Annotated in this window: 25 protein-coding genes; 18 read left to right on the top strand and 7 right to left on the bottom strand. The window is 44.0% G+C overall.

The features are described from left to right. Nucleotides 1–7: 7 nt before the first annotated feature. From cysE to ACYUCY_RS02430, 5 genes are all read right to left on the bottom strand, one after another. On the bottom strand, nucleotides 8–799 hold the full coding sequence (gene cysE, locus ACYUCY_RS02450; RefSeq protein ID WP_460224854.1) for a serine O-acetyltransferase: 792 nt from the start codon (nucleotides 797–799) through the stop codon (nucleotides 8–10). 90 nt (nucleotides 800–889) lie between these two features. Beyond that, entirely contained in the window at nucleotides 890–2,455 is a 1,566-nt protein-coding gene (locus tag ACYUCY_RS02445) for a DHA2 family efflux MFS transporter permease subunit (RefSeq protein ID WP_460224853.1), read from the bottom strand. A gap of 6 nt (nucleotides 2,456–2,461) precedes the next feature. After that, nucleotides 2,462–3,490 carry an HlyD family secretion protein gene (locus ACYUCY_RS02440; RefSeq protein ID WP_460224852.1) on the bottom strand — a complete coding sequence of 343 codons (1,029 nt, stop codon included), beginning with the start codon at nucleotides 3,488–3,490 and terminating at the stop codon, nucleotides 2,462–2,464. A 49-nt stretch (nucleotides 3,491–3,539) separates the two neighbouring features. Continuing rightward, complete coding sequence (locus tag ACYUCY_RS02435) at nucleotides 3,540–3,974, bottom strand: MarR family winged helix-turn-helix transcriptional regulator (RefSeq protein WP_460224851.1); 435 nt, start codon at nucleotides 3,972–3,974, stop codon at nucleotides 3,540–3,542. A 194-nt stretch (nucleotides 3,975–4,168) separates the two neighbouring features. Continuing rightward, nucleotides 4,169–4,861: a M15 family metallopeptidase gene (locus tag ACYUCY_RS02430; RefSeq protein ID WP_460224850.1), complete on the bottom strand. Its 693-nt coding sequence runs from the start codon at nucleotides 4,859–4,861 to the stop codon at nucleotides 4,169–4,171. Nucleotides 4,862–5,250: 389 nt separating this feature from the next. On the opposite strand from ACYUCY_RS02430, the gene ACYUCY_RS02425 reads away from it, so the two are divergent. From ACYUCY_RS02425 to ACYUCY_RS02415, 3 genes are all read left to right on the top strand, one after another. After that, nucleotides 5,251–5,538 carry a TfoX/Sxy family protein gene (locus ACYUCY_RS02425; RefSeq protein ID WP_460225105.1) on the top strand — a complete coding sequence of 96 codons (288 nt, stop codon included), beginning with the start codon at nucleotides 5,251–5,253 and terminating at the stop codon, nucleotides 5,536–5,538. A 401-nt stretch (nucleotides 5,539–5,939) separates the two neighbouring features. Then, on the top strand, nucleotides 5,940–6,725 hold the full coding sequence (locus ACYUCY_RS02420) for a cyclic nucleotide-binding domain-containing protein (protein ID WP_460224849.1): 786 nt from the start codon (nucleotides 5,940–5,942) through the stop codon (nucleotides 6,723–6,725). 25 nt (nucleotides 6,726–6,750) lie between these two features. Further along, nucleotides 6,751–7,113 carry a Rieske (2Fe-2S) protein gene (locus tag ACYUCY_RS02415; protein ID WP_460224848.1) on the top strand — a complete coding sequence of 121 codons (363 nt, stop codon included), beginning with the start codon at nucleotides 6,751–6,753 and terminating at the stop codon, nucleotides 7,111–7,113. A gap of 10 nt (nucleotides 7,114–7,123) precedes the next feature. Here the strand turns inward: ACYUCY_RS02415 and sfsA are convergent, their stop codons facing one another. Further along, nucleotides 7,124–7,843: a DNA/RNA nuclease SfsA gene (gene sfsA / locus ACYUCY_RS02410; RefSeq protein ID WP_460224847.1), complete on the bottom strand. Its 720-nt coding sequence runs from the start codon at nucleotides 7,841–7,843 to the stop codon at nucleotides 7,124–7,126. Between the two features lie 283 nt (nucleotides 7,844–8,126). Between sfsA and dksA the strand changes: the two genes are divergently transcribed. From dksA to ACYUCY_RS02350, 12 genes are all read left to right on the top strand, one after another. Beyond that, complete coding sequence (dksA, locus tag ACYUCY_RS02405) at nucleotides 8,127–8,606, top strand: RNA polymerase-binding protein DksA (RefSeq protein ID WP_460224846.1); 480 nt, start codon at nucleotides 8,127–8,129, stop codon at nucleotides 8,604–8,606. A 211-nt stretch (nucleotides 8,607–8,817) separates the two neighbouring features. Further along, a complete protein-coding gene (gene gluQRS, locus ACYUCY_RS02400; protein ID WP_460224845.1) occupies nucleotides 8,818–9,801 on the top strand; it encodes a tRNA glutamyl-Q(34) synthetase GluQRS in 984 nt (327 codons plus the stop codon). 59 nt (nucleotides 9,802–9,860) lie between these two features. Then, entirely contained in the window at nucleotides 9,861–10,034 is a 174-nt protein-coding gene (locus ACYUCY_RS02395) for a hypothetical protein (protein WP_460224844.1), read from the top strand. Beyond that, a complete protein-coding gene (locus ACYUCY_RS02390) occupies nucleotides 10,024–12,972 on the top strand; it encodes an ATP-binding protein (protein ID WP_460224843.1) in 2,949 nt (982 codons plus the stop codon). The genes ACYUCY_RS02395 and ACYUCY_RS02390 overlap by 11 nt, the downstream gene beginning before the upstream one ends. 231 nt (nucleotides 12,973–13,203) lie before the next feature. Then, entirely contained in the window at nucleotides 13,204–14,634 is a 1,431-nt protein-coding gene (locus ACYUCY_RS02385) for a sigma-54-dependent transcriptional regulator (RefSeq protein WP_460225104.1), read from the top strand. Between the two features lie 596 nt (nucleotides 14,635–15,230). Further along, a complete protein-coding gene (gene pcnB, locus ACYUCY_RS02380; protein WP_460224842.1) occupies nucleotides 15,231–16,622 on the top strand; it encodes a polynucleotide adenylyltransferase PcnB in 1,392 nt (463 codons plus the stop codon). Between the two features lie 26 nt (nucleotides 16,623–16,648). After that, nucleotides 16,649–17,134, top strand: coding sequence for a 2-amino-4-hydroxy-6-hydroxymethyldihydropteridine diphosphokinase (gene folK, locus ACYUCY_RS02375; protein ID WP_460224841.1), 486 nt, complete (start codon nucleotides 16,649–16,651; stop codon nucleotides 17,132–17,134). Nucleotides 17,135–17,136: 2 nt separating this feature from the next. After that, entirely contained in the window at nucleotides 17,137–17,814 is a 678-nt protein-coding gene (locus ACYUCY_RS02370; RefSeq protein WP_460224840.1) for a deoxynucleoside kinase, read from the top strand. A gap of 37 nt (nucleotides 17,815–17,851) precedes the next feature. Next, nucleotides 17,852–18,679, top strand: a complete 828-nt coding sequence (gene panB / locus ACYUCY_RS02365) for a 3-methyl-2-oxobutanoate hydroxymethyltransferase (RefSeq protein ID WP_460224839.1) — start codon at nucleotides 17,852–17,854, stop codon at nucleotides 18,677–18,679. A gap of 147 nt (nucleotides 18,680–18,826) precedes the next feature. Beyond that, complete coding sequence (locus ACYUCY_RS02360; protein WP_460224838.1) at nucleotides 18,827–19,405, top strand: NYN domain-containing protein; 579 nt, start codon at nucleotides 18,827–18,829, stop codon at nucleotides 19,403–19,405. 669 nt (nucleotides 19,406–20,074) lie between these two features. Next, nucleotides 20,075–20,527 carry a DUF2306 domain-containing protein gene (locus ACYUCY_RS02355; RefSeq protein WP_460224837.1) on the top strand — a complete coding sequence of 151 codons (453 nt, stop codon included), beginning with the start codon at nucleotides 20,075–20,077 and terminating at the stop codon, nucleotides 20,525–20,527. A gap of 120 nt (nucleotides 20,528–20,647) precedes the next feature. Beyond that, nucleotides 20,648–21,106: a GNAT family N-acetyltransferase gene (locus tag ACYUCY_RS02350; protein ID WP_460224836.1), complete on the top strand. Its 459-nt coding sequence runs from the start codon at nucleotides 20,648–20,650 to the stop codon at nucleotides 21,104–21,106. A gap of 74 nt (nucleotides 21,107–21,180) precedes the next feature. On the opposite strand, the gene ACYUCY_RS02345 is transcribed toward ACYUCY_RS02350, so the two are convergent. Then, a complete protein-coding gene (locus tag ACYUCY_RS02345; RefSeq protein WP_460224835.1) occupies nucleotides 21,181–21,816 on the bottom strand; it encodes a DUF2959 domain-containing protein in 636 nt (211 codons plus the stop codon). A gap of 202 nt (nucleotides 21,817–22,018) precedes the next feature. Between ACYUCY_RS02345 and ACYUCY_RS02340 the strand changes: the two genes are divergently transcribed. From ACYUCY_RS02340 to ACYUCY_RS02330, 3 genes are all read left to right on the top strand, one after another. After that, complete coding sequence (locus ACYUCY_RS02340; RefSeq protein WP_460224834.1) at nucleotides 22,019–23,329, top strand: YihY/virulence factor BrkB family protein; 1,311 nt, start codon at nucleotides 22,019–22,021, stop codon at nucleotides 23,327–23,329. Between the two features lie 67 nt (nucleotides 23,330–23,396). Further along, entirely contained in the window at nucleotides 23,397–23,954 is a 558-nt protein-coding gene (locus ACYUCY_RS02335; protein WP_460224833.1) for a DUF3617 domain-containing protein, read from the top strand. Nucleotides 23,955–24,042: 88 nt separating this feature from the next. Then, on the top strand, nucleotides 24,043–24,987 hold the full coding sequence (locus ACYUCY_RS02330; RefSeq protein WP_460224832.1) for an ABC transporter ATP-binding protein: 945 nt from the start codon (nucleotides 24,043–24,045) through the stop codon (nucleotides 24,985–24,987). Nucleotides 24,988–25,065 lie beyond the last annotated feature (78 nt).

The following is a 25,065-nucleotide window of genomic DNA, read 5'->3' as shown; positions in this document are numbered from 1 at the left end:
TGAGAGTTTAATCACAATCCATTTTTTTCCAAAGATGTTGCATCGACAATGCAGGCTGCTGCTCATTGGTTTGCCCAATTATTTGCGCCGGGACGCCGGCCACCGTTGTATGTGGAGGGACATCAGCAAGTACCACACTTCCGGCACCAATTTTAGCGCCGGCGCCGATCACAATATTTCCGAGAATTTTTGCGCCGACACTGATCAGAACACCATCGCCAATTTTTGGATGACGATCGCCTTGACTACAACCGGTTCCACCTAAAGTAACCGAATGCAAAATTGAAATATCATCGCCAATCACGCAAGTTTCACCAATAACGATTCCCGTTGCGTGATCCAACATGATGCCGCTACCCACCACCGCACCGGGATGAATATCCACTGAAAAACTTTCTGAAATTTGATTCTGTAAATACAAAGCCAAAAATTCTCGCCCCGCCAACCAAAGCTCATGAGCGATACGATGTGCTTGTAATGCGTGAAAACCTTTAAAATAAAGCAAGGGGGTTAGAAATAAATGGCATGCGGGATCCCTTTCCTTATGTGCAACAATATCTCGAATAATCGCGCTTTCAATACTCGGATTTTTTATCATTATTGCAGTAACAATCTCACGTATCGTCATCGCCGGTAAGGTGTCACTATCTAACTTATTCGCCAGTAAAAAACTAATGGCATCCAACAAAGAGTCATGCTTCAAGATCGCCGCATAATAAAAGCTGGCGAGCGCCGGCTCTTCTTTTACAACAAGCGAAGCCTCATCACGAATTTTTTGCCAAACTAATTTGGTTTCCATTTTTATATTCTCAATTATAGTGTCGATAGATCAGATCTAACATTATAGCTAAGCGCAAAAAAATTTATAAATTGGCGCTCAAGTTACATTCTATGTTTGTGCTTTCGGTGGCCTTAATAACAATAAGAATGGAAAAACAAACACACAAAGCCACATGATGAACCTGAAATCCTGTAAATACGCCAATAAAAAAGCCTGCTGCGACACGCCGCCATTCAATGCCGCCAAACCTTGCACCGTTGACAGATCGACAGAACCCGCCTCAACCGCTTGGCGCAAACCGATATTCGAGAAATTTAAGTCTTCAACAAAAACAGCGTGATTACTCTGAGTGTTTCGCGACAGCAAAGTAATAACCACAGACACGCCGATACTGCTTCCCAAATTTCGAATCAGATTATAAAGCGAAGTAGCCTCATTTCGAAACTTCGCCTCCAGTGTCGAAAATGTCAGCGTCGATAAAGGAACAAAAATACACCCTAAACCCAAGCCCTGCAGGAACCCAGTGGTGAATATTGCCGTACTGTCGACCTCATGAGTAAATCTAGACATTTGCCACAGCGAAACCATGATAGCCGCTAGACCAATGAAAATGTAAATCCTCGGATCTGTCTTCGAGATGACTCGTCCCATAATCATCATGCTTATCATGGTGCCTAATCCTCGAGGCGCCAACAAAATACCCACATCTAGAATCGGATACCCCATCAGCCCTTCCATAAAAGGCGGTAACAAGGTCATCACGGTCATTAAAATAACGCCAACGACAAACATAAAACCAATACCAACAACAAAATTCTTATCCGCAAACATTCGCGGATCGATAAATGGCTGATCGGTGAGAAAGGTATGGCTTAAAAACAAATAAAAGAACAACAAGGACATCAATCCCTCGATAATAATCTCTCCGCTATCAAACCAGTTTAGAGAATTCCCTCTATCCAGCATCATTTGCAGCGCGCCGATAGCAATTGCTAGATAAAAAAATCCCATACCATCAAAGTGTTTCTTTTTATCAACGGCGGTTTCTTTTACGAACATCGTCAAGCCAAGCCAAGTCAACAACCCAATGGGTAAATTAATATAAAAAACTGCACGCCAGGTAAAATATTCCGTCAGCCATCCACCCAAAGTAGGACCGATAATTGGCCCCAACATCACCCCCATTCCCCAAGCAGCCATTGCCGACCCATGTTTTTCTTTTGGATAAGTATCTAACATGATTGACTGCGACAATGGAATTAACGGCGCGCCGAATACCCCTTGGATAAATCTGAAAATTACAATTTGATAAATATCTTGCGCAGCACCACAAAGCATTGACGTCAGCGTAAACCCAATCACCGCAGTGATAAAAACACGGCGACGACCAAAGCGGCCAGATAAAAAACCCGTCAGAGGAATAAAAATCGCGGACGCGAGAATATAAGAAGTCAGCACCCATGAAATTTGATCTTGAAACACCCCCATCGATCCTTGCATCTGCGGCAAAGCAACGTTAGCAATAGTGGTATCTATCGCCTGCATAATCGTGGCTAGCATGACCGATAAGGTAATTAAAACTCTTTGCTTGTTATTAAAAGCAGAAGATGGATGCTCATCAACGAATGTCGATGAAGAAGAGTGGTTTGATGATGGTCCAGGTTCGTCAGCCATCGCTCACTACCAATGAAACCCTAATAACTCTCGTTGTTTTTTCGTATCAACTCTAACAACTGCGCTAAGACCTGATCGCAAGCCCGGCGAATCTTCTGTATTTTTAATTTTAATTTTAACCGGTACCCGTTGTGCCACCTTTACCCAATTACCGGTCGCATTTTGTGGCGGTAAAATTGCAAATTCTGCGCCTGTCGCTGGGCTGATACTTTCAATAGAACCTTGCCACCTCGCGTCGGGATAGGTATCAACTCTAATCGCGACTTCTTGCTCCATTTCCAAATTTGTTAAATCTTTTTCTGTAAAATTAGCTTCAACCCAAAAATTATCGTCGGCAACTAAAGCCATCATCATATTCCCTTCACGAACATACTGACCTGATATCGGCACATTACTAACAACTCCTGAACTCGGCGCTAGAACCTCAGTGTAAGTTAAATCGAGCTCCGCGGAATTTAATTCCGCCAAGGCTGCTTTATAGGATGGGTGTGCGCTCAGTGGCGCATTTATATCACCACCAAGTGAAGCCAAAATTGTTTTTAAATCTAGATTGAGCACATTAATTTGTTGTTCGGCAGTTTCCACCGCATGACGCAAATTATCCAATACAGAAGCGGAAACGAAATTTTTACCTTGTAAATCAATCTGTCTTTGCAATTCTCTTTGTGCAAACTCTAAATTTTTTTCAGCGAGAACAATGCCAGCTTGTTTTTCTTCGTAGCTGCTTCTCAGCGATTCCAAATGCGCTTTGACTTCGCCCAGTTTCGCGTCGGACTTCGACACGGCCACTAAATATGGTTGTGGATTAATTTGAAACAACAAATCGCCCTTATCGACTCGCTGATTCTCACGTACGGCTAGAATATTAATAATTCCAGATACTTCCGCGCTGATTGGGATAATATCAGCGCGCACGTAAGCATTATCAGTTTCAACATAGCGCCCACCACGCAAGTAAACGAATACGCAAAGTAAAATAAAAACGACCGGGACGATCCCGAGTAAGGTTATTTTTTTTATTTTTTTATTTTTCATAGCACATCAAGTCTTTAGTTGTAGAGAGTATCGATTTGCTTTTTTTCTGTTAGCCGTCCTGCAAGTTATCACGCATCCGATGGAGTACGTTGAACACCATATCAACTTGCTCAGGATTTAAATCCGCCAATGCATCTGCGCGAATCCCAGTAATAACGCGTTCGATATCAGTAATATAACGATCAGCTTTTTTGGTTTGATAAAGTTTATAAGCACGGCGATCGCTCGGATCTGGCCGACGCTCAACAAGACCAGTGCTTTCTAGTTGATCGATAAGCCGCGCAACCGTAATTGGCTGCAACTCTAATACTTCCGCCAATTCGACCTGCCTTAAACCAGGTATACGAGATAGATACAGCAAAGCCCTTGCCTGCGCGAGAGTCAGCTCGCTGCCGATAATTCTCACTTGGAATGCATGCCGCAAGCGGCGAGATACGTCGGTTATTAAGAAACCCAAACCTTCATGGTCTTTGTAATCTAACACTCACCACCTCTGCTATTTATTTATCTGTCTTGTTGCTATTTGGAAGAGCGAGCTCATGGACTTATAAATTAATAAGTATTACTCACTATAAGCGTAGTAGAGCAACTCTAAACGAGCGAATCAGAGAAGGAAAGGTGAGATTTTTAAAGGTTTATTAAGGACAATTTAGTCAGGAATCAGTGCAGGTTGATAGATCACGCTAAGTTAGCGCTGATATACCGCTGGTGAATCTCAGGTAAGTTCTTCAGTACCTCATCACCAAGAGATAAATCCGCTTTGCTTATCGCCTTCCATAACAAATCGGCACTGAGGGCTTTCTCGAATTGTTTTGCCACTGGCTTATAGCTAATGTGCCAAGGCTCGCAAGCAACACCACCCCTGTCTACGGCATAAGGACGCACAAAATCGCAGGCTTGCTGACTATCGATTTGCGCCGTTAGCCATTGGTGAAACCTAACGAAAGGACCGCCGTCTTTAGTCTCGGCAGCCGTTAGCTGTAATTCATACCCATTGACCATAGCGGCCTTATCGTAAACATCAAGATCCGTCCCCCAATGATGGCGAGAAGCGCCAGGCAATGCGGACCACCGTAGAATTGATTGAACCAGGGACCAGCCATTAAGCCGGGAGATATCGACTTCCCGCTCTTCATCATCCAACACTGGTCGAGAACCTGTGGCTTTCGCATTCCAAATGTCTCTTTGACGATCAAAGCTTCTGAAGCTACTTGCTACTGCCAGCTCGAAACCCGCCTTTTTGGCCAAACTTGCCAATTGTCGCAGCGGGGAGACCACATCGATATGAAGCAAACAATCAAATTCAGGGACAAAGACCAAATGATCTTCAGATTGCCCCAATACCTGGACATCAGTAATTGCTGTCATCATAAATAAAACGCTGGAAAATTAACGAAGGCTGCATTTAATCACTAGTCCGCACTCCTGTCATTGTCGTTAACACTCACCTATATAAGATAAAAGTCGGAAAGTTCAAACAAACCCGCAAGGTCATACAACTGGATTCGACTCCATCAATGTTACCGAAGTACACATGGGCGACTGAATTTCATACAAATTAAAAAAATGATTACCGCGCCAACTTTAATATGATTAAGTAGTGAACCGTTTCATAAAAACAAATTGCAGTCGTTAAACGATCATGTATTATAACCGCTGGCTATATGCAGCCTCTGAGTAATGAATCAGGAGTGTATTGACAATTGGTATCCTCAACAGGGCCAACATCAATATGTTCATTTGTTTGGGGACTCGAAGTTTTGGCTGAAGTTGATAGTGACCTACTTCAATTAAAGAACCTTGGCGTTGCGTCGGTGAATATCCTGCGCGCGGTCGGAATTAGCAGCTACGCAGATCTGAAAGAAGTGGGATCTGTTGAAGCTTATACCCGTATAAAACGTCGCGGTATTAGCGTTTCAAAAGTGATGTTATATGCGCTTGAAGGAGCGCTAATGGACACGCACTGGAAGGAACTTGAACCCGATCTGAAAAAGCGTTTAGTCGCTGAATCGGAGGCAAAGTCGAGCGCTGAGCTCAACGAGAATTAGCGTTTATTTGCAGTTCATACATCGCTGCGCTAAACAAAGTGAGCTAGGCACACTAGCTCACTTAAGAACGCATGTTCTCTGCGTGCGGTCGTAACAGGCCTTTCTTATTAAACCACTCCAAATAGGCATAATCTCGCAAAGCCCTGCGCCAAGGCCACGGATTTTTTGCCAAACAATTTAATTAGCCTGTGAGCTAAGTCACGCCTCTTCAACTCCTCCAATGTTTTGATCCCTGCTAAATCGCTCAATCACGACTACACTCTTTCTCCAAGAAGCGACCATAAAACCGAGCGCAAATACCAACCGTCGGGATTCCCTTATGAGACCGGCACAAAGCGCTTTACCATCGTTTATCGAATTCGAACCACTATTTTTTTAACAGCTGGCTGACGTAATACATCATGCGACTTCCCGACAAACAAAACGCCTCTCTATCCCATATCGCTGAACAACTTCGCGGCCTTACCAAAGAGCTGCTTCAGGGCCTTAAGGCTAGTGGCGATGCGATAGAAGTCAGCAATAAAAACGACGTGTTTGCGTCACTTGCCGCTACCCAACTGTTTTTAGTGGAAGAAGGTCAGCTACTCTGCGAACAAAACCAAAAAAACATCTGCATTATCGAAGCCGGCGATCTCATCGGACTCGGTAGATCATTGCAACTTCCTGAAGGTCTGATCCGCGCGGAAGACCCGGTCCGCTTGATCCCTTACCATCGTGACGAGTTATTTAAACACGTCAACAGCAGTGAATTACTACAAAAACATTGGGCGTTCTATTTGGTGTGCCAGGCCGCTTATTATCGTGAAGCGCTAGCTCAAGAAATGCCAAAACAATTTAAGCCGGCGACGGGATTTTTAAATTTCGATGATGGTGATGTAATTATTTCTCAAGGTGACGAAGCAGAGTGTGTTTATACCATGCTGGAAGGCAGCGCTGACGTTTTCCATGATGACATCAAGGTCGGAGAAATCGGCAGCGAAGAAATATTTGGTGCGATGGCGGTATTCACTCGCCAACACCGAAATGCAACGGTAAAAGCGACCGGTAGCTGTAGCGTTTTAGCCGTTAAAAAAGGGGAGTTTTTAGATTTAGTTGCTCACCAACCGCAGGTTTGCCTAAGCCTCGTTGAAGAAATGGCAGACAAAATAAATCAATTAAATAAACAAGTTTTGAAGCTACAAAAATAATAAAGCATTCTCCCTTCATCGCCATATGAGCCTACCAAACGACGCCGATTTAATTCTTTGCCATATTTCAGACATTGATCCGAAGACAGGCAAAGGCTTCGACCAAAATGGCCTGCAATTATTTGCAATTAAAACTCAAAAAGATTTTCAAGTTTATCTGAACCGCTGTCCTCATGTAGGGCTACCATTAAATTGGGTCGCCGATCAATTTATGGATGCCGACGGAGAACTCATCCAATGTAAAAGCCACGGGGCTCTATTCAGAATCGAAGATGGCCAGTGCGTGGCCGGCCCATGTATTGGACAATCATTACAAAGAATTGAGAGTCACACCAATGCCGATAACTTTCTATGCGTAAAAGAAAATTCCCTTCAAAAAGTAAAATAGTTGCACCGCCTTATTTATTCTTAAACGGAATGGCCTCTTTAAGTACTATTTCATTCGCTGAAAGTGTCGCCCGATAAGCATAAACTTCGACACCGGCATCCACTGCTTCGTGAAGTGACGCCGCATAGCTAGGATCAACATTCGCGGCGACCTCTACCCATTCGATTCCAGAATGCTGAACACAATATAGCAACACTGCACGCTGCCCCTGCTCTGCCATCGACTTTAATTCACGCAGGTGTTTCTGGCCTCTCACACTCACAGCATCGGGAAATAACCCTTGGCCACTCACTTCACCATAAGTAACATTTTTAACTTCTAGGTAACACGCGTGGTGGTTGCGTGTGGGATGGCCTGACAACAAAAAGTCGATGCGGGAATTTTCCTCACCATAAGGGACTTCTTTGGTAATCGAGGTATAACCTTGTAACTCTTTTATCAATCCTCTATCAAGCGCCTCTGCGACAAGGGCGTTTGCGCGGCCGGTATTTACTCCGGCTTTCTTCCCTGCCAGTACTGTCGCAATTTCCCAGGTATAGCGATATTTTCGTTTTGGATTGTCCGACGATGACAACCAACAATCGCTGTTTTCAACTAAACAATTTTTCATCGATCCTGTATTGGGGCAATGAACTGTCACAATACTGCCATCGTTAAATTGGACGTCAGCCAAAAACCGTTTGTAGCGTTTTAATAATTTCGCCTTAATCAATGGCGGATTAAATTCCATAATTTTCCTAAATACTCGCTAACCAATACCCTGACATTCTTTGGCGAAATATTGACGGTTCTCCCCGCCCAAGAGCCTTGCAAGACACTATTAACATTTTTCTGAGATCCATAGCTAGTTTCGATAAATAAAGACTATCTTGGGTAGTTTGGACACCAAAAATCGCTGGCACAGGGATAAGAGTTCTGGTAGGTTGCACGGTTCAAAAACCGGGGTCCCGAAGGCATACTATTTGGCCTCTGGACCACTAAAAAATATTGTGTTGAGAAAGAGGCCTGCTCACATGCCCAAGTCTGCAACTAAAGCGGCTCCTAAAAAAACCGCAGCAAAGACGACTAAAACTGAAAGCTTTAGCATGCATGGATTCACCCCCTACAAAGAAAAAAAGGGTGAGGAATACATGAGTGAGACCCAGCGAGAACATTTTAAGGGTCTATTGCTTGCGTGGAAAAAAGAACTTATGGAAGAAGTCGATCGAACCATGAGTCACATGAAAGATGACGCCTCCAATCCCCCAGATCCGGCAGATCGGGCTAGCCAAGAAGAAGCTTTTAGTCTTGAGCTCAGAACTCGAGATCGCGAACGTAAACTAATCAAAAAGATCGATAGCACCATAGAACTTATCGATGCTGATGATTACGGCTTCTGTGATGCTTGTGGTGTAGAGATTGGCATTCGGCGCTTAGAAGCGCGGCCAACTGCCACGCTTTGTGTGGACTGTAAAACCCTCGACGAAATCAAAGAACGGCAAATAAGCGGCTAGTTCTTGATTTACCCGACGAATACCTACGGCTAAGCAGCTCGCTTAGCCGTAACCCCCCCCACTTAAAATTAAACGGCAACTTCGACCGCAACCTTACCTGTATTCTTCTCACCAAATTTATCTCAGTAATCCAAGTACTTTAATTTTTGCGCTTGCATCTAACACTCGACCAGCCAAAATAGCGCAACGACAATAACTGTACAGAGCAACAATGGTCGAACAAGAATTACCGACACAACCACAGCAGGCAAGCCCTCAGTACATAGGTCGCTTTGCGCCTTCTCCTAGCGGACCATTGCATTTTGGCTCCTTGGTCAGCGCAGTGGCGAGCTACCTAGACGCAAAATCAGAAGGGGGAATATGGTTAGTGCGAATGGAGGACTTAGACCCGCCCCGCGAGATTCCAGGCGCCGCGAACGAAATATTAAACTCTCTTGACGCCCATGGACTTCATTGGGATGGCGACATTCTGTACCAAAGTCAGCGCAACAGCGCATATTTAGACGCAATTAAATTTTTACAACAACAAGGTTTACTTTACCCCTGCTACTGCACCCGTAAGGCAGTCGCCGCACAAGGCAACATCTATTTGGGTAAATGCAGAGACAAAACCGACCCACTGGCATTTTTAAAGCAAGATCTAAGCTTGGTGAAAGAATCCGAGAAAGCATCTGCCTTACGATTAAAAGTGAGTGACTTAGGGGATCGATATAAAAACATTCCTACGACGATAAATTTCTCAGATATATTTTTTGGCGAGCAAGCGTTTGACCTTAAAAAGGAATCTGGGGATTTTATTGTTAGGCGCAAAGACAGATTGTTTGCCTATCAACTAGCCGTCGTCGTTGATGATATTTTTCAAGGAATAACCCATGTGATTCGAGGAAGCGACTTACTCGACTCAACACCACAACAACTTTTTTTATTTCAATTACTGGCCGCAACACCACCTCGTTTTGGTCATGTGCCAGTTGCTACTAACGATCGCGGCCAAAAACTCAGTAAACAGCATGGTGCAACATCCATCAGCGATAAAGATGCGGAATTAAATTTAAAGCGCGCATTAAAATTTCTCGGGCAAACACTACCTGACACCGACGATCAGCTAAAGGTAAGCGAATTATTAACCTGGGCTTGCAAGCATTGGAATAGAAAAAATATTCCACAAACAATGGCAATACCTGTAAAAGAATAAGTGAACCCAAATAGCACTCATTTTAGCAATCTTAAAAACAACACCGAGCAATAAAAAATATGAAAACTCGTCCGCTCATTTTGTTGCTGTTAGCGCTTTATATTTTCTCGCCCACTTTATTTACCTGGATGATCGATCCAAATGGTGCATGGTACCGACCTTATTTAATCTGGGTTGTCGCGATCATTGTTGCTTACTACATTCAAACACGGCAAAAAAATAATGGCATTTAATATTTGGGCCATCGCCTTAATTTGCATCAGCTATCTATTGGTCTTATTTGGTATCGCTTACATTACCGAAAAAGGCTGGGTGCCCAATTCAGTGGTTCGACACCCTATTACTTATATTTTATCCCTAGGTGTATTCGCCAGTGCCTGGTCATTTTATGGCGTGATAGATTTAGCATCTGAATACGGTTACGGCGCACTAGCCTACTACCTAGGAACCGGCGCAGTTTTTCTATTTGCACCTGTCGCGCTTTCACCTTTAGCAGAAATTGCGCGACGACATCAAATTCATTCCTTAGCGGATCTATTAGTCTTTCGGTATCACAGCTTGACTGTAGGCACGATCGCCACACTGGGAATGTTACTAGCAGTTTTACCTCTACTCGGCTTACAGCTGCAAGCGATTGCAAACAGTTTTAATTTACTCACCGCAAATCCCGCATCTACACTCAGTCTTGAAAATACAGGTTTCACTTTCCGCGAAGTTCTCGCCTTAGCTTACTGTTTAGTGCTGGCAATTTTTACCATTTTATTTGGCTCAAAACGTGAAAAACATCGCGGCTTAGTTACCGCGCTAGCTTTCGAATCACTAATAAAAGTATTTGCGATATTATCCATAGGAATATTTTCTTTATGGGGCGTGTTCGGCGGCTTCGATGGTTTAGATAACTGGCTGCTAGAAAACCCCGAGAATTTACAATCGTTACAAACGCCCGTGCGTGAAAGTTCTTCACATACCCTGCTCCTCGTATTTATTGCAACCGCTGTGGCAATGCCCCACGTCTTTCACATGAGCATTGTTGAAAGCCCCGGGAAAAATGCAATGGACAAAGTAAGCTGGGCGTTCCCGCTGTTTTTATTGTTTTTAGCCTTACCTATTTTTCCAATCTTGTGGGCCGGCATAGAATTAAAAAGTTTAGTACCCAAAGAATATTTCACTATCGGTGTACCGCTGCAAGCTAATTCAATGAGCTTAACCCTACTCGCCTTTATTGGGGGTCTTTCTGCTGCTACCGGCGCTCAAGTCGCGATAACTTTATCGATCACCACCATGGTGTTAAACCATTGGTTGCTACCTGTATTGCGACTAGATTCCCGGCAGGGAATTTATTCAACAGTATTGTGGTTGCGACGATTTTTAATTTTGGCGATATTTATTGTCGGCTATTTGTTTTTCTTATTGCTCGGCGACAAATACTCCTTAACGAATTTAGCCTTACTCGCTTTTATCCAAGCGCTACAATTTTTACCCGGCATCATCGCAATCGCTTACTGGCCGAGGGGGAACAGCCTAGGTTTTATCGCAGGTCTAGCTGTTGGCACCGGTATTTGGTTTTTTGGTCTATTGGCACCGATGCTGTCCGGCACTAAATTAATTTTGATTCCCGGAATCGAAACACAAATCCCCCTGGGTTTTGAATATTGGAATCAAATTACGCTATGGGCACTCGGACTAAATGTATTAACTTTTATCTTATTTTCCTTAGCTCGAAAATCCAGCCCAGAAGAACAATACAGTGCTGAATTGTGTACCGCAGATGAAACCATTCATCACGTGCGCTCCATTCTAGATGTTCACAAAGTCAGTGAATTCAAACAACGTCTCGGGGATGTAATTGGTAGCGATACCGCCACTCAAGAAGTTGATCGCGCTTTAAAACAATTAAACTTACGGAACAATGAAAGACGCCCGTATGCATTGCGTCGCTTACGCGATCGCCTTGAAGCAAATCTCTCTGGCTTACTCGGCATTTCTGTGGCAACTGAAATTATTGAACAAAGTCTTCCTTATAAATCGCCTTCAAGTTCAAGAACCGCAGACATTAATTTAATCGAAACACAATTCTCAAACGAACGTGCTTTTAGTGGTGTCGCCGCAGAATTAAATAACTTGCGATTGTATTACCGAAAAACCTTGCAAGAATTGCCCATGGCAATTTGTTCTCTCGGTCCTGATCACGAAATCCTCATGTGGAACGACGCAATGGCCGAACTCACCGGCATTAAAAGCGATGATGTCAGCGGCTCCCACCTGAAAAATTTACCTGAGCCCTGGCAAACCTTAATTACGGAATTTACAAAAAATAAGAACGCACATGCACGCGAAGAATCCGCAACGATTAATGATGAGTCTCGTTGGTTTAGTTTGCATAAAGCCATTATTGAAGGACCAGTGCTTAATAGCGCTGATGGCCAAGTCATCATGGTGGACGAAGTTACCGAAATTAAAGAATTAGAAAATGAATTACTTCATAGCGAACGTCTCGCTTCTGTTGGTCGTTTAGCGGCGGGAGTGGCACACGAAATTGGTAACCCGGTTACCGGCATCGCCTGTTTGGCGCAAAATATTTTGTACGAAACAAAAAACCCAGAACTTTTAGAAGCAGCGCAACAAATCGTTTTCCAGACCGAACGAATCGATCGCATTGTGCAATCATTAGTGAGCTTTTCGCATTCCGGCCGACAACAACGCGGAGAAATGGAAACGGTTCAAGTTCACGCCTGCGCTGACGAAGCAATTCACCTCCTTTCCTTACAAAAAGATAAAACCAGTGTCCGCTTCGTAAACCAGCTTTCGCAACAAACGACCATGCAGGGCGATAGCCAGCTAATGATTCAAGTGTTCATTAATTTATTGTCCAACGCCCGAGATGCAAGCCCCGAAGATTCGCCCGTAACAATCGCCGCAACAAGTAATGAAGAGTCGTTATTTTTAACCGTGACGGACGAGGGTGACGGTATCGACCCCTCTCAAATCGATAAAGTCCTTGAGCCTTTCTTCACCACCAAAGAACCCGGTGAAGGAACGGGACTGGGCTTATCGATGGTGTACAGCATCGTCACTGATCACAATGGCTTGGTAGACATTACTAGCCCTGTTGATACCCACCGTGGCACAGGAACCCGCTTCACCTTGCGTTTCCCACGAACTCCCTCCTAGCCTATGCGCTATCGCGAGCACTATCTGCGCTCGCTGTTCTAGGCTCACCATAACTAGAATCGGCTATTTTCCGATACCGAACGAAAGCCCCCGCTGGCACCTAAAATAGCTTCTTCGAGAAATTGTCCTTGGATACCACGGATTGTTACCGGTATTATGTTACGCCTCTACACGCCTACACGACTTAGAATGAGTCCTGTGGAAAAACGTAACGAAATCTGTATTTTAGTCATGAATAGAATTCTAGTTGTTGAAGATGAGATTATCATTCGAACCGCACTGCGAAAGTTACTGGAGCGCAACAAGTATGAAGTTGCCGTCGCCGCGTCTGTAAAAGAAGCCTCTAACAAACATGTCTTAAGCGATTTCGACCTAATTATTAGTGACTTACGTTTACCCGGCGCACCGGGAACCGAGCTAATAGGCCTTGCAGAAGATGTCCCGGTTTTGATCATGACCAGTTACGCGAGCCTGCGATCGGCCGTCGATTCAATGCGCATGGGGGCTGTCGACTATATTGCCAAACCCTTTGATCATGAAAAAATGATCGCCGCCGTCAAACAAGCCATCGGTAAAGCCACTGCCGCGGCGCAGAAAAAGCACAAATCAAAAACATCCAGCGCTGCCATCAACGGTATGATCGGCAACAGCAGCGTCATGAAAGACATCTACAACCGCATTCACAAAGTCGCCCCGACAGGTGCTACCGTGCTGATTCAAGGTGAAACCGGCACAGGTAAAGAACTCGCCGCAAAAGCAATCCATGCCGAAAGCCCCCGCAAAGACCAAGCAATGATTTCAGTGAATTGCGCAGCGATTCCAGAAACACTGATCGAGTCTGAATTATTCGGCCATGAAAAAGGCGCTTTTACCGGTGCTGCCAGTACTCGAGAAGGCTTAGTGGCAGCGGCGGACAATGGAACCTTATTCCTCGATGAAATTGGCGAACTCCCACTTGAGGCACAAGCCAGACTATTAAGGGTGCTACAGGAAGGCGAAGTACGGCCGATTGGCTCAGTCGAGTCACGCAAAGTTGATGTACGCTTAGTTGCCGCAACACATCGCAATCTCGCAAGTCTCGCCCGCGAGGGGAAATTTCGAGAAGATCTGTTTTATCGGATCAATGTTATCCAGCTTTCCCTACCCGCCTTGCGCGATCGAGGCCGCGACATCATTGCGCTAGCGGAAACCATGCTCCAGCAGTACTGCAAAAGATTCGAAAAGCCCTCTCTGCGACTTTCTCCCGAAGCCATTCAAGCCATTACCACTTATACCTGGCCGGGCAACGTCCGAGAAATGGAAAACGCAATTCAGCGAGCCGTCATTCTCTGCGAAGATGACAATGAAATTAGCTATGATCTGCTCGGAATTGACTTAGATCTAGTCAATGTTGAAGAAGATGACAGCAACCCTTTCGCTCAAGCCAAAGACCAAGTAAAAACCAAGCCCTCCTCCCCCAGCAACTACGATACCGACCCCACCGAAGACTTATCACTTGAAGATTACTTTCAGCGTTTTGTTCTTGAACACCAAGATTCAATGAGTGAAACCGAACTTGCCAGGAAATTAGGGGTAAGCAGGAAGTGTCTTTGGGAACGTAGACAGCGTTTGGGCATACCTAGAAACAAAGCAGGTAGCACAGATATCAAATCTGTCAGTTAAGACTCACCCACCTTCGAACGAAATTCGTACAAGCGGTAATTTTTGCCGATAAGCTGTTACCAATTTCGACTTACGTAACGTTTTTTGACACCATCGGTAACGAAAGCAAATAATTAGCTCGCGCCGAGGAACTTTCGAAATTACTTAACTTGTTGTTTTGCATGCCCTTTCTTAACCTGGCACACACCGTGCTTTATCGATCTTTACAATAAAAACAACAAATAATAATTAAAAAGCAAAAACAGAAAACAACAACAAAAAACAATAAAAATAAATAAGAAATACTGACTTAATAAGTTGGAGAGGGTTTGCCAGTTAGCAAATTCAAGCAAGGAAGCCGACTAATAACAATATTGATTGAATGTAACAACAGTTAGATGTGAAGTTACAATTGACGGGAAAGCCTAGGCTTTCCCGTTTTGCTATCTGCGATATGCCATTCACCCCCCCCCCCTTCAACCACCCTACCTTGTTCAACCTAGTGCGTACTTCATCACGGATCATTGCCACATCGAGCGCATGGGACGAGGATTCACCGACGTGCTAGAATCCCCCACTTTGCGCCAACTGGGCGCCATACCCTGCGTCCGTTATTTATGCTTAAAAAGCTGTTTTCGAAGAAATCCCCCGTCACAGATCTCGCTCCCAATCTTCTGTCAGCATCAGATCTGGGTGTGCACTCTTATCAAGTCAGCTCCAGTGCGCTGCAAATAATTGAGCAGCTAGAAAAGGCCGGCTACCAAGCGTATCTAGTCGGGGGCGGCGTCCGCGATCTTTTGGTTGAAGGCAGACCAAAAGATTTCGACATTGCCACCAGCGCAACACCTGAACAAATTAAAAGTCAGTTTCGCAGTGCCCGAATTATTGGTCGACGATTTCGTATCGTGCATGTCCGCATGGGTCGAGAGGTCACCGAAGTCACCACGTTCAGAGCCCATCATGACGATGGTAACAAGTCGCAAGCAACGCAAGCCGCCAACGGCATGTTGATTCGCGATAACGTCTACGGCGATATTCAGTCCGATGCCTTGCGTCGTGATTTCACCATGAACGCACTTTATTACTCGCCAGGGCGAGATGAAATCATCGACTACGCCAACGGCATCGACGATGTGAAAAACGGCTTGGTAAGAATGATCGGCGACCCAGAAACTCGCTACCAAGAAGATCCCGTGCGAATGCTAAGAGCGGCAAGACTCGCCGCAAAACTTGGTTTTACTATTGAAGCTTCAACGGCGAAACCCATCGAAGCCTTGGGGCAACTACTCATTAATATCCCCCCGGCACGCTTATTTGATGAGTCGCTAAAATTGTTTATGTCCGGCTATGCCGAGGTAACTTACCAAGAACTGAAACAGCAGCGGCTATTTCGCTACCTGTTTCCAGCGACTGCCCATTTACTCGACGCAAAACCGAATGAAGCAGAAAGCGAGCTACCTATAAGCCAGCATAGTGGCTATATCGACCAACTCATTCAGCAAGCAGCGGCAAATACTGATTCAAGAATTCATACCGGTAAAAGAGTCACCCCCGCCTTTATTTTTGCCGTCATTCTCTGGCCAGCGGTCGCTCGCGAGCAACACCAGCTCAACAAACAAGGCGTGAAAGGCTTGCCCGCCATGCAACAAGCGGGGCAAATAGTATTGCGAGAGCAAGTGCAGCGAGTCGCCATCCCCCGCCGCTTTACCCAAACCATCAAAGAGATTTGGGATATGCAGCTGCGCCTGCCAAGACGTGCCGGGAACCAAGCCTATCGCGCACTTGAACATCCTCGCTTTCGTGCCGCCTATGACTTTTTGTTGTTGCGCGAGCAAGCCGGAGAAGATCATCAGGGTTTAGGGCAGTGGTGGACGGACTTCCAAGCAGCGAACGAAGATCAACGCGCTGCTCTGGTCAGCGAACAAGACGCGCAGACCAAAAATAATGGCGGCCCAAACCGAAAGCGACGTTCAAGACCCCGTCGTCGCAAGCCCGCCAGCAGCGAATAGTCTGCTCAACTGAAGAACTTTGAATCATGACAGTTGATGCCTACATTGCCCTCGGCAGTAACCTCGATGACCCAATGCGTAAGGTATGCGACGGCTTAGATGCCCTGAATAGCATCCCGGATACACAACTCGTCGCGCAGTCATCCTGGTATGGCAGTAAGGCCATAGGCCCCGGAGAACAGCCCGACTATGTCAATGGCGTCGCAAAAATCACAACCGCTTTGAGCGCGCAGCAATTATTAACCGCACTACAAGCCATTGAAGCTAAGCATGGCAGAGAGCGACGAGTACGCTGGGCGGCGCGAACATTGGATCTAGATATCCTGCTTTTCGGTAGCGACACCGTCGCTGACGAAAATTTAAGCATTCCTCACCCTCGCCTAATGGAGCGCAATTTTGTACTCTACCCACTGGCGGAGATTAGCCCGGAATTAACACTTCCCAATGGCCTATCTCTTCAGTCATTATTAGCGCGCTGCCCTGCTGAGGGACTCGTTAAAATTAGGATTTAACCGTGGCCACCGCTCTCAATTTACAAATTGATCACGACCCAGATTCAATACCCCGTTACATCGCTGTAGAGGGTCCGATTGGTGTTGGCAAAACAACACTCGCAAAAAATCTCGCCAAAAGTTTTGGTTATGAAACCTTATTAGAGAGCACCGAAAACAATCCTTTTTTAGAGCGCTTTTATGAAGATCAAAAAGCTTCTGCACTTCCTACCCAATTACACTTTTTATTTCAACGCGCCAAACAATTACAAGAATTACGCCAAGGCGATATGTTCGAACCTGTGCGAATTGCCGATTTCTTAATGGAAAAAGATCAGCTGTTTGCACAAGTCACTTTAGACAACGACGAGTTTCGACTTTACCAACAAGTTTATGATCAACTCACTATCGATACCATCACCCCAGACATCGTTGTCTATTTACAAGCGCCCATCGAAACCTTGTATGAACGTATTCGCAAACGCGGCACACCCATGGAACAGCAAATCGACTTCGATTATTTGCGCAAACTAAACGAAGCCTACACACGTTTTTTTCATTACTACAATGAATCTCCCTTACTCATCGTCAATTCAACCGATATCGACTTGGTAGATAATCCCGATCACTATAAAAAGTTTGTCGCTTATTTATTGAAAATAAAAAGCGGCCGACATTACTACAATCCTGCTGTTATTTAAGCTCTTCTGATTTTTCATTTGTTATAGGAAAACTCCCATGCCCTACGGAAAAATTTCCTCAGAATCGGCACTCGATAAAGTTATCTCAATTAATACCTTGCGAAAAATGAAAAGCGAAGGCGAAAAATTTGTCACCGTCGCACTCTACGACGCGCCCATGGCCGCGATGGCGCAAAAAACTGGTGTCGAGGTTTTATTAGTCGGCGATAGTTTAGGTATGACAGTCCTCGGCTACGACAGCACCATTCCCGTCACCATGGAACAGATGATTTATCACATCGAAGCGGTAAAACGCGGCAACAATAAATCATTAATCATGGGTGACTTACCTTTCATGACCTACGCCACCCCCGAACAAGCACTTAGCAATGCAGCAAGAGTCATGCGCGCCGGTGCGAACATGGTAAAAATTGAAGGCGGCGAATGGCTTGCCGACACCGTGAGAATGTTAGGCGAACGTGGCATACCTGTTTGCGCACACTTAGGCTTAACGCCACAGTCAGTAAACAAATTCGGCGGCTTTCGCGTGCAAGGAAAAAATGAAGAACAAGCCGATAAAATTTTACGCGACGCAAAACTTTTGGACGAAGCCGGCGCGGATTTATTAGTCCTCGAATGCGTACCCATCGCGCTCGCAAAAAAAATAACAGAATCCGTAAAAATGCCAACAATCGGAATTGGTGCAGGTCGCGATACCGATGCTCAAGTCTTAGTAATCAACGACATCCTAGGCTTAACTCCACAACCTCCAAAATTCGCAAAAAACTTTTTGGCTGAAGCGGATGATATTCCAAATGCCTTACTAAAATATGCAGACGACGTTAAAAAAGGAACTTTCCCGAGTGATGAACATCACTTTGGTTAAGGGTAAAAATGTTAATCAATAAACCTTTTTGAAAATACGTCGCATGGGCATGTAGGTATTCTGCCTACATGCGCACATTTATATCTAGATGTAGGAAGAATACCTACATCTGACCATGTTATTTATTAAGTTGTTAAAGGTAAGGGTATGCCAAACTATTTGCCAACATCTGTTCCACCAAATAGCAGATTCATGGTATTCGTTGATGGCGAGAACTTAGCTATTAGATATAAAAACTATATCTTAAAAAATGGAATTGAAATTCCTCAACATGTGAAACATCTAGAAAATATTTATGTGTGGTCACAATACGCAAATAGACATAATCATAGGCATTGCACATTAATCAGAAGTTTTTACTACACCTGTGCGCGAGGCGACCTGCAAAAAATTGAAAGCATTGAAGATGAACTTCTAGCGTTGGGTATATCAGATCCTAGAGTCTTCAAGAAGAATAGTAATAATCGCTCTAAACGTGTTGATATAACGTTAGCTACTGAAATGCTTAGCAATGCCTATTACAACAATTATGATGTGGCTATTTTAGTTGCTGGTGATGAGGACTATGTTCCGTTGATTCAGGAAGTAAAACGGACAGGGAAGCAAGTTGCAGTATGGTTTTTTTCGTCAGGGTTAAGTAAGTATTTGCGAAAAGAGTCCGATGTGTTCCTTGATATCGAATTTTTTCTATGTCGGAAATCAGATGATATTACAAAATACTTTTAACAATCCAATCTTGGCCGACACAACAAGCATCGGCCTTAAAAAGCGGGCCTATCAACTACGCTCCCGTTTGTCGCCGGACCTCGCGAAGCTCCCGGTTATTGGGGCATTATGCATCAATTAGCATGAAGATAATCGCATTTCTCTTACTATCGTTTTATTCAATATTCGTGTTTTCACACCAAGATACGATACTTACATTTGAAAATAAAAATTTGCTAGGGTTACCAGATAAGTTTTCTCCAAGCATGTTTGATATAGAAAAAATGGAACTGTCCATCGGTGGCAAGTCTCTTGTATTTCCACCTTGCGTATCTAAATATTTTCTAGACAATGACGATTACATATTGGAGATATCAGCTTCTTGGTATCATGATTTGAGAAATATCCCCCCATATATTAGCTTTTATTTAAAATTTACTAATAGAGATTACGCTTACAATCTGCTTTTTAGCCTAGATACTTTGGAGGCAATCGAGTTTGAGGTGCAAACCTACGCAGATAGTGGATTATTCTTGCATACAATAGAAATAGGAAGTTACTGTATGGAATCAATTAGAAAAAATCTAACAAAAGCCAAAAGTACCTAACAAGCGACTGTGGTAAAAACCAAGCCCAAGACAACGATGGATAGGAGACAGATTTAAGCTGTTATACACACAAGGAGAAACCATGGACTTAATATCATACATACATCTTACATTTGCAATTACAGGACTTCTTAGTGGACTTACAGTTCTCATAAGGAAAAAAGGAGATGTTTTTCATACTTGGCTAGGAAAGATATTTGTAGCAAGCATGATACTGGTTAACCTGACGGCATTTGCGTTTTGGCCAGAATATGGTTTTACTTTTTTTCAGCCTCTCGCTGTTTTAAATTTAGTTTGGGTGCTATTGGGTTATTACTACGCTGTTAAAAAGCCACATAAAAAATGGCTTACCTATCATTACTACTTTTTTACCTATGCATATTTAGGAGTTCTTGCTGCTGCGACTGCTAGAATTCCAATAGTCTTGGGGCTTTCGCTCGGTATATCTACTCTTATCGCAATGGTGGCTGTTTTTGGTATAGGTGCATTTTTTATAGAAAAAAATGCGAAAAAAATTGCTGCTATCAGTGTATAACAATGCAATCGTGCGAACTTTTATAAGCTCTGGCTTCGCCTGCACTTACAAAACCCTTACATCGCGGCGTTAGACGTATCGGTACAAAGTTTCGCGACAACAGGACTGGTCCTTGCTGAAATGGACATTAAAATATTTAGTCTGAAAGATGACTTAGAAAAAGTCGCTTCAGAAATAAATAATGCTGCCTGGGATGCTGCAAATGAAATCCCAGAGTACACAGCGACGGCTTTAAAAGCTTATCTATTACGAGAGGACACTATATTTCTTGCTTGTTATGAGACAACAAGGAATCGATCTACATTACTAGGTATTGCGTCTTCACGAATTGAAATTAAACCCTATGGTGAGGAGCTTTGGCTTTACGTTGATGAGATTGACGTTTGCGCAGATCAAAGACAAAAGGGAGTCGGCAAGTTCATTATGCAGAAGTTGTTGGAAATAGCGACAAAGCAAGAATGTGAAGAAGTTTGGCTAGGCGCTGAAGCGGAAAATCGTGCGGCCAATGCGCTTTATAGATCTCTTAATCCAGACGAGATTACAGACGTTGTTGGCTATACCTATGAGACGGAAAATTAGCTAAGCCTGTTGCCAAAAGAAGCGCCTAACAAGCCATCAAAAATCGGCTGAGAAAAACAGAAGCTTAAGACCTGTTAAGACTTCATTTGCGAAATAAATTTATCCGCTTCGCTAATCGCTTCTTCCATCGCCGCTAACAATCTATCGACATCACGATTTATGGTAACAACCTCACCTTTAAGTGACTTAATGGCGCTCGCATTTAGATTATGTTTTAAAAATAAAACCTGGTCGCGCATGGCGTCTAAGACTGGATCAAGTTTAGCTTCCGCGCTACGCATTGCAGATATTAATTGGTCGTACTGACGTTGAGTCGCGTTGAGTTGTTCTTGGCTCTGTCGTCGCAAACTTGCGCTTGAATATTCTGCTAGCTCACTCTTCCATTCTTTAAAAAGTGCTTTGGCGACTGACTCGATTCCATCCACTCTTTCATGTATTTCTTCAGCGGAATCTTCACTGGCTTCGAATTCTTTGTTCAATTTGTTGTAACGTTTTTCGAGATTACCGCCATCAAAATCCACTACAGACTTAAATTGCTCTAACGCTGATCGGAACTGCTTTTGAGCATCTAACTGTGACTCACGTCCTTCTTGAACACGGTCAACCAAAATGTCTCGCTTGTGAACACCGACTTGTTCCATTGCACTGTAATAGGTTGTTTCGCAAGCCAATAAAAAACAAGTAAGGGGGATAAGGAATAATTTCTTCATAGGGCTCTCTCAGCTTTGGTTGCTATTCAACGTCAGTCCGTTTCTGCGCCGGATAATAACATAATTACCCCGCAAATTTATTAGTCCGGAATGAAGCAATTGTGGAACTGGACCAGTATTGTGCTTAGGGAAAATCTGCTAGGCTAAGCACTTTTTGGATCTACGGGATGCTCCGATTAGATCGGAGACGGGCATTAACCTTATGGTGAAACAAAAAGTAGATAGCTGGCTTGTTCAGATCGACACCTGGATGTGGCAGGCAGAAACCGAGCGCAAAACTCGCCTATCCAAAGCCCTGTGGCACGCTGTTCGCGTGGGATTTGCCGTAATCCGCGATGTCCTTAGCGGCCACATCACACTCCATGCAATGAGCCTGGTCTTCACCACAATTCTTTCTCTTGTCCCTTTTCTCGCATTAACCTTTTCAGTCCTCGTCATTTTTGGTATTACCGATACTCTGGAGCCGATTCTCGAACAGTTTGCGGCGCCGCTAGGGAGTGCCGGCCTTGAGTACGTCGAGAAGATTTTGGGCTTTGTGAATAATATTCGCAGTGGCGCTTTAGGTGTAACAGCCCTCGGTCTCGCTATTTATACGGCAATCTCTTTAGTACAAAAAATAGAGCGCTCTTTTAACGAAATTTGGCGTGTTAACCAAACGAGAACATTTGGCCAACGCTTCACTAACTACCTCAGTATTATTACCTTTGGACCCGCTTTGGTGTTCGCTGCGCAAAGCCTTTTTGTTTCTTCCGACATCGTGAAGCAGCTAGTCGAGATACAACCCTTAGGATGGGCGTACGGAATTCTATCCCGCGTGATGCCCTACATTGTGATTATGGGTCTGTTTACTTTTCTCTACGTGTTTATTCCTAACACTAAAGTGAAAGTTAAATATGCATTAATCGGCGGGGTAATAGCTGGTCTAGGATGGCAAACCAGCGTTTGGGGCTTCACACTTTTTGTGAAATTTTCTACCACCTATACAGCCATTTATTCTAGCTGGGCGGTGGCTTTATTTTTTATCATTTGGCTCAATCTTTCTTGGCTTATATTACTGGTCGGTGCATCGGTTTCTTTTTACGCGCAACACGCCCATCAAATTACCAGATCCCGCCGATACCTGCCCAGTGCTGTGATAGATGAATATACCGGATTAAATATTGTCTACCGCGTTGCCAAGCAATTCGATAACGATGGCGGTGGCGCATCTATTAGTGAGATGGAATCTCGCCTATCTGTTGGCCCCGAAGTTATCCAACGGATCACCAATAAACTTATTTCTCACAAGATTGTCACAGTGTCCATCGATGGCGACCAGTTATTACCTGCTAGATCACTCGACAAGCTACCGCTGACAGAAGTATTGGCAATATTGCGCGCACCCGAATCAAGCATGCCTGCCTCCTTGATGACAGATGCTAAGGTCGTCAAGGTGATGACGCAATTAACAGATTCATTTGATCAGACCATTAAGAATAAAACCGTAATGGATTGGATAAGAGAGAATGAATAGCCTCGCGAAATTAATTTTCTCAAACAGTGTTTAATTAGACTTACTGAAAGATCCAAAAGGAGTTGTCATGGAAAATTCAAAAAAAACAATTGCTAAATTTATCAAAACCTCGCTACCCTGCCTATTTGCAGTCTTATTCTGCAACTCAAATTACGCAGCAGAAACCAAGATCCAACCTGGATTTTGGCAACACACTTTTAAAATTACTAGTCAAAGCGGACAAATTGAAGCCGCGATTGCCCAGGCAAAACAAATGTTGGAAAGTATGCCTGCAGATCAGCGGGCGATGATCGAAAACATGATGGCCTCGCGAGGCATCAATCTAAACTTACAAAGCTACACCGCCAAGGTTTGCATCACTGAAGAAGAGGCAAAAAATAACATCCTGCCAAAACCCAGCGATGGTTGTGAACAAACAATTACGGAAGAAACCGCTGATGGCTTTAAGGTAAATTACAGCTGTTCTGGCACCCCTCCCGTTACTGGAAGCGGCGAGCTAAAAATAATTGACAGCAAAAATTTCACGATTAACGCCACGATCAATACTGTTATGAACGGCCAGAACGAAGAAATGACTGTCGACCAAAGTGGGAAGTGGCTGCAAACCGAATGCACCAGCCAGTAACTTAGAACATCTAAAAAAACAATAGCATCAAGATCAATATGGATACGACACTTCCGTTAGAGAATTTGACATTCGCCGTTAGGAATTAATGATCAGCTCATCAAACATATTAGAAAATCACCCTGCACTCAAAGTAGACCAATTACAAAAGCAATTTGGTAAAACTGAGGTATTGCGCGGAGTAAATCTAACTATTGAAACCGGCGCCATTCACGGCTTGGTGGGACTCAATGGGGCAGGCAAAACAACTGCGCTGCAATGTATCCTAGGCCTACAAGCGTATAACTCTGGAGAAGTACGGGTTCTTAACTTCAAACCAAATAAACTTTTTCAATCGAATGGACGCGTCGCTGTTGTTTTTGATGAACCCTGCCTTCATGGGCACTTAACGGTGAGTCAAGTGCTAGAACTTGCGCAAATATCTTCTGGTTTATTGCCTACCAAATACGATCGCAAGAAAAACTCTAGCGAGCTCGAAGAATTACTGGGCATTACTAAATACCATAACTTCAAAATTCGTAATCTTTCCTTAGGCAACCGCAGACGAACATCAATTGCTCAAGCCTTGGTTGGCAATCCAAAACTTATTATTCTGGATGAACCTTTTAATGGCTTAGACGCAGGCGGAGTCGATGATGTACTAGCGTTAATTAAACAATTAAACCAAGAAAAAGGCATAACTTTTTTACTCGCGAGCCATCAATTATCTTATCTGGAAAAAATTTGTAGCCACATGGCGTTTTTACACCACGGCAAAATCATTATTTCAGACACTGTATCAACATTATTAAGTTCGAAACGAACCCGCATCACCTTAAACACTAACGACAACGAACGGTGCTGCACGATATTGGCGAAATTACCAGGTGTCCGAGAAATAAGTCTGCAGGATTCTCTCAGCTGCGAACTCGAAGGCAAAAGCAGCGCAGAGGTAAACCGCTTCTTAATCGAAAATAACATCGACGTATTTGAATTGGTACAGCAAAAAACGTCGCTTGAAAATTTATTCCGAGAACTTACGCGGGATAGTTAGTTTGGTAACCATGAATTTAACTCTCAGCCTGGCTAACAAAGTATCGCCAAATCTCTAAATCAAAAATGTAGATACCAC

Source organism: Aurantivibrio infirmus (genome assembly GCF_054767315.1).
This window is presented reverse-complemented; position numbering and strand designations above follow the sequence as displayed.

Excerpts from the sequence above, each read along its gene's own strand:
- ACYUCY_RS02355 (WP_460224837.1), top strand. The coding sequence starts at position 20,075 with ATGGACTTAATATCATACATACATCTTACATTTGCAATTACAGGACTT.
- ACYUCY_RS02330 (WP_460224832.1), top strand. The coding sequence starts at position 24,043 with ATGATCAGCTCATCAAACATATTAGAAAATCACCCTGCACTCAAAGTA.
- ACYUCY_RS02390 (WP_460224843.1), top strand. The coding sequence starts at position 10,024 with ATGGCATTTAATATTTGGGCCATCGCCTTAATTTGCATCAGCTATCTA.
- cysE (WP_460224854.1), bottom strand. The coding sequence starts at position 799 with ATGGAAACCAAATTAGTTTGGCAAAAAATTCGTGATGAGGCTTCGCTT.
- ACYUCY_RS02415 (WP_460224848.1), top strand. The coding sequence starts at position 6,751 with ATGAGCCTACCAAACGACGCCGATTTAATTCTTTGCCATATTTCAGAC.
- panB (WP_460224839.1), top strand. The coding sequence starts at position 17,852 with ATGCCCTACGGAAAAATTTCCTCAGAATCGGCACTCGATAAAGTTATC.
- ACYUCY_RS02350 (WP_460224836.1), top strand. The coding sequence starts at position 20,648 with ATGGACATTAAAATATTTAGTCTGAAAGATGACTTAGAAAAAGTCGCT.
- folK (WP_460224841.1), top strand. The coding sequence starts at position 16,649 with ATGACAGTTGATGCCTACATTGCCCTCGGCAGTAACCTCGATGACCCA.
- ACYUCY_RS02440 (WP_460224852.1), bottom strand. The coding sequence starts at position 3,490 with ATGAAAAATAAAAAAATAAAAAAAATAACCTTACTCGGGATCGTCCCG.
- pcnB (WP_460224842.1), top strand. The coding sequence starts at position 15,231 with ATGCTTAAAAAGCTGTTTTCGAAGAAATCCCCCGTCACAGATCTCGCT.
- dksA (WP_460224846.1), top strand. The coding sequence starts at position 8,127 with ATGCCCAAGTCTGCAACTAAAGCGGCTCCTAAAAAAACCGCAGCAAAG.
- ACYUCY_RS02340 (WP_460224834.1), top strand. The coding sequence starts at position 22,019 with ATGGTGAAACAAAAAGTAGATAGCTGGCTTGTTCAGATCGACACCTGG.
- ACYUCY_RS02445 (WP_460224853.1), bottom strand. The coding sequence starts at position 2,455 with ATGGCTGACGAACCTGGACCATCATCAAACCACTCTTCTTCATCGACA.
- gluQRS (WP_460224845.1), top strand. The coding sequence starts at position 8,818 with ATGGTCGAACAAGAATTACCGACACAACCACAGCAGGCAAGCCCTCAG.
- ACYUCY_RS02395 (WP_460224844.1), top strand. The coding sequence starts at position 9,861 with ATGAAAACTCGTCCGCTCATTTTGTTGCTGTTAGCGCTTTATATTTTC.
- ACYUCY_RS02430 (WP_460224850.1), bottom strand. The coding sequence starts at position 4,861 with ATGATGACAGCAATTACTGATGTCCAGGTATTGGGGCAATCTGAAGAT.
- ACYUCY_RS02385 (WP_460225104.1), top strand. The coding sequence starts at position 13,204 with ATGAATAGAATTCTAGTTGTTGAAGATGAGATTATCATTCGAACCGCA.
- ACYUCY_RS02335 (WP_460224833.1), top strand. The coding sequence starts at position 23,397 with ATGGAAAATTCAAAAAAAACAATTGCTAAATTTATCAAAACCTCGCTA.
- sfsA (WP_460224847.1), bottom strand. The coding sequence starts at position 7,843 with ATGGAATTTAATCCGCCATTGATTAAGGCGAAATTATTAAAACGCTAC.
- ACYUCY_RS02420 (WP_460224849.1), top strand. The coding sequence starts at position 5,940 with ATGCGACTTCCCGACAAACAAAACGCCTCTCTATCCCATATCGCTGAA.
- ACYUCY_RS02345 (WP_460224835.1), bottom strand. The coding sequence starts at position 21,816 with ATGAAGAAATTATTCCTTATCCCCCTTACTTGTTTTTTATTGGCTTGC.
- ACYUCY_RS02360 (WP_460224838.1), top strand. The coding sequence starts at position 18,827 with ATGCCAAACTATTTGCCAACATCTGTTCCACCAAATAGCAGATTCATG.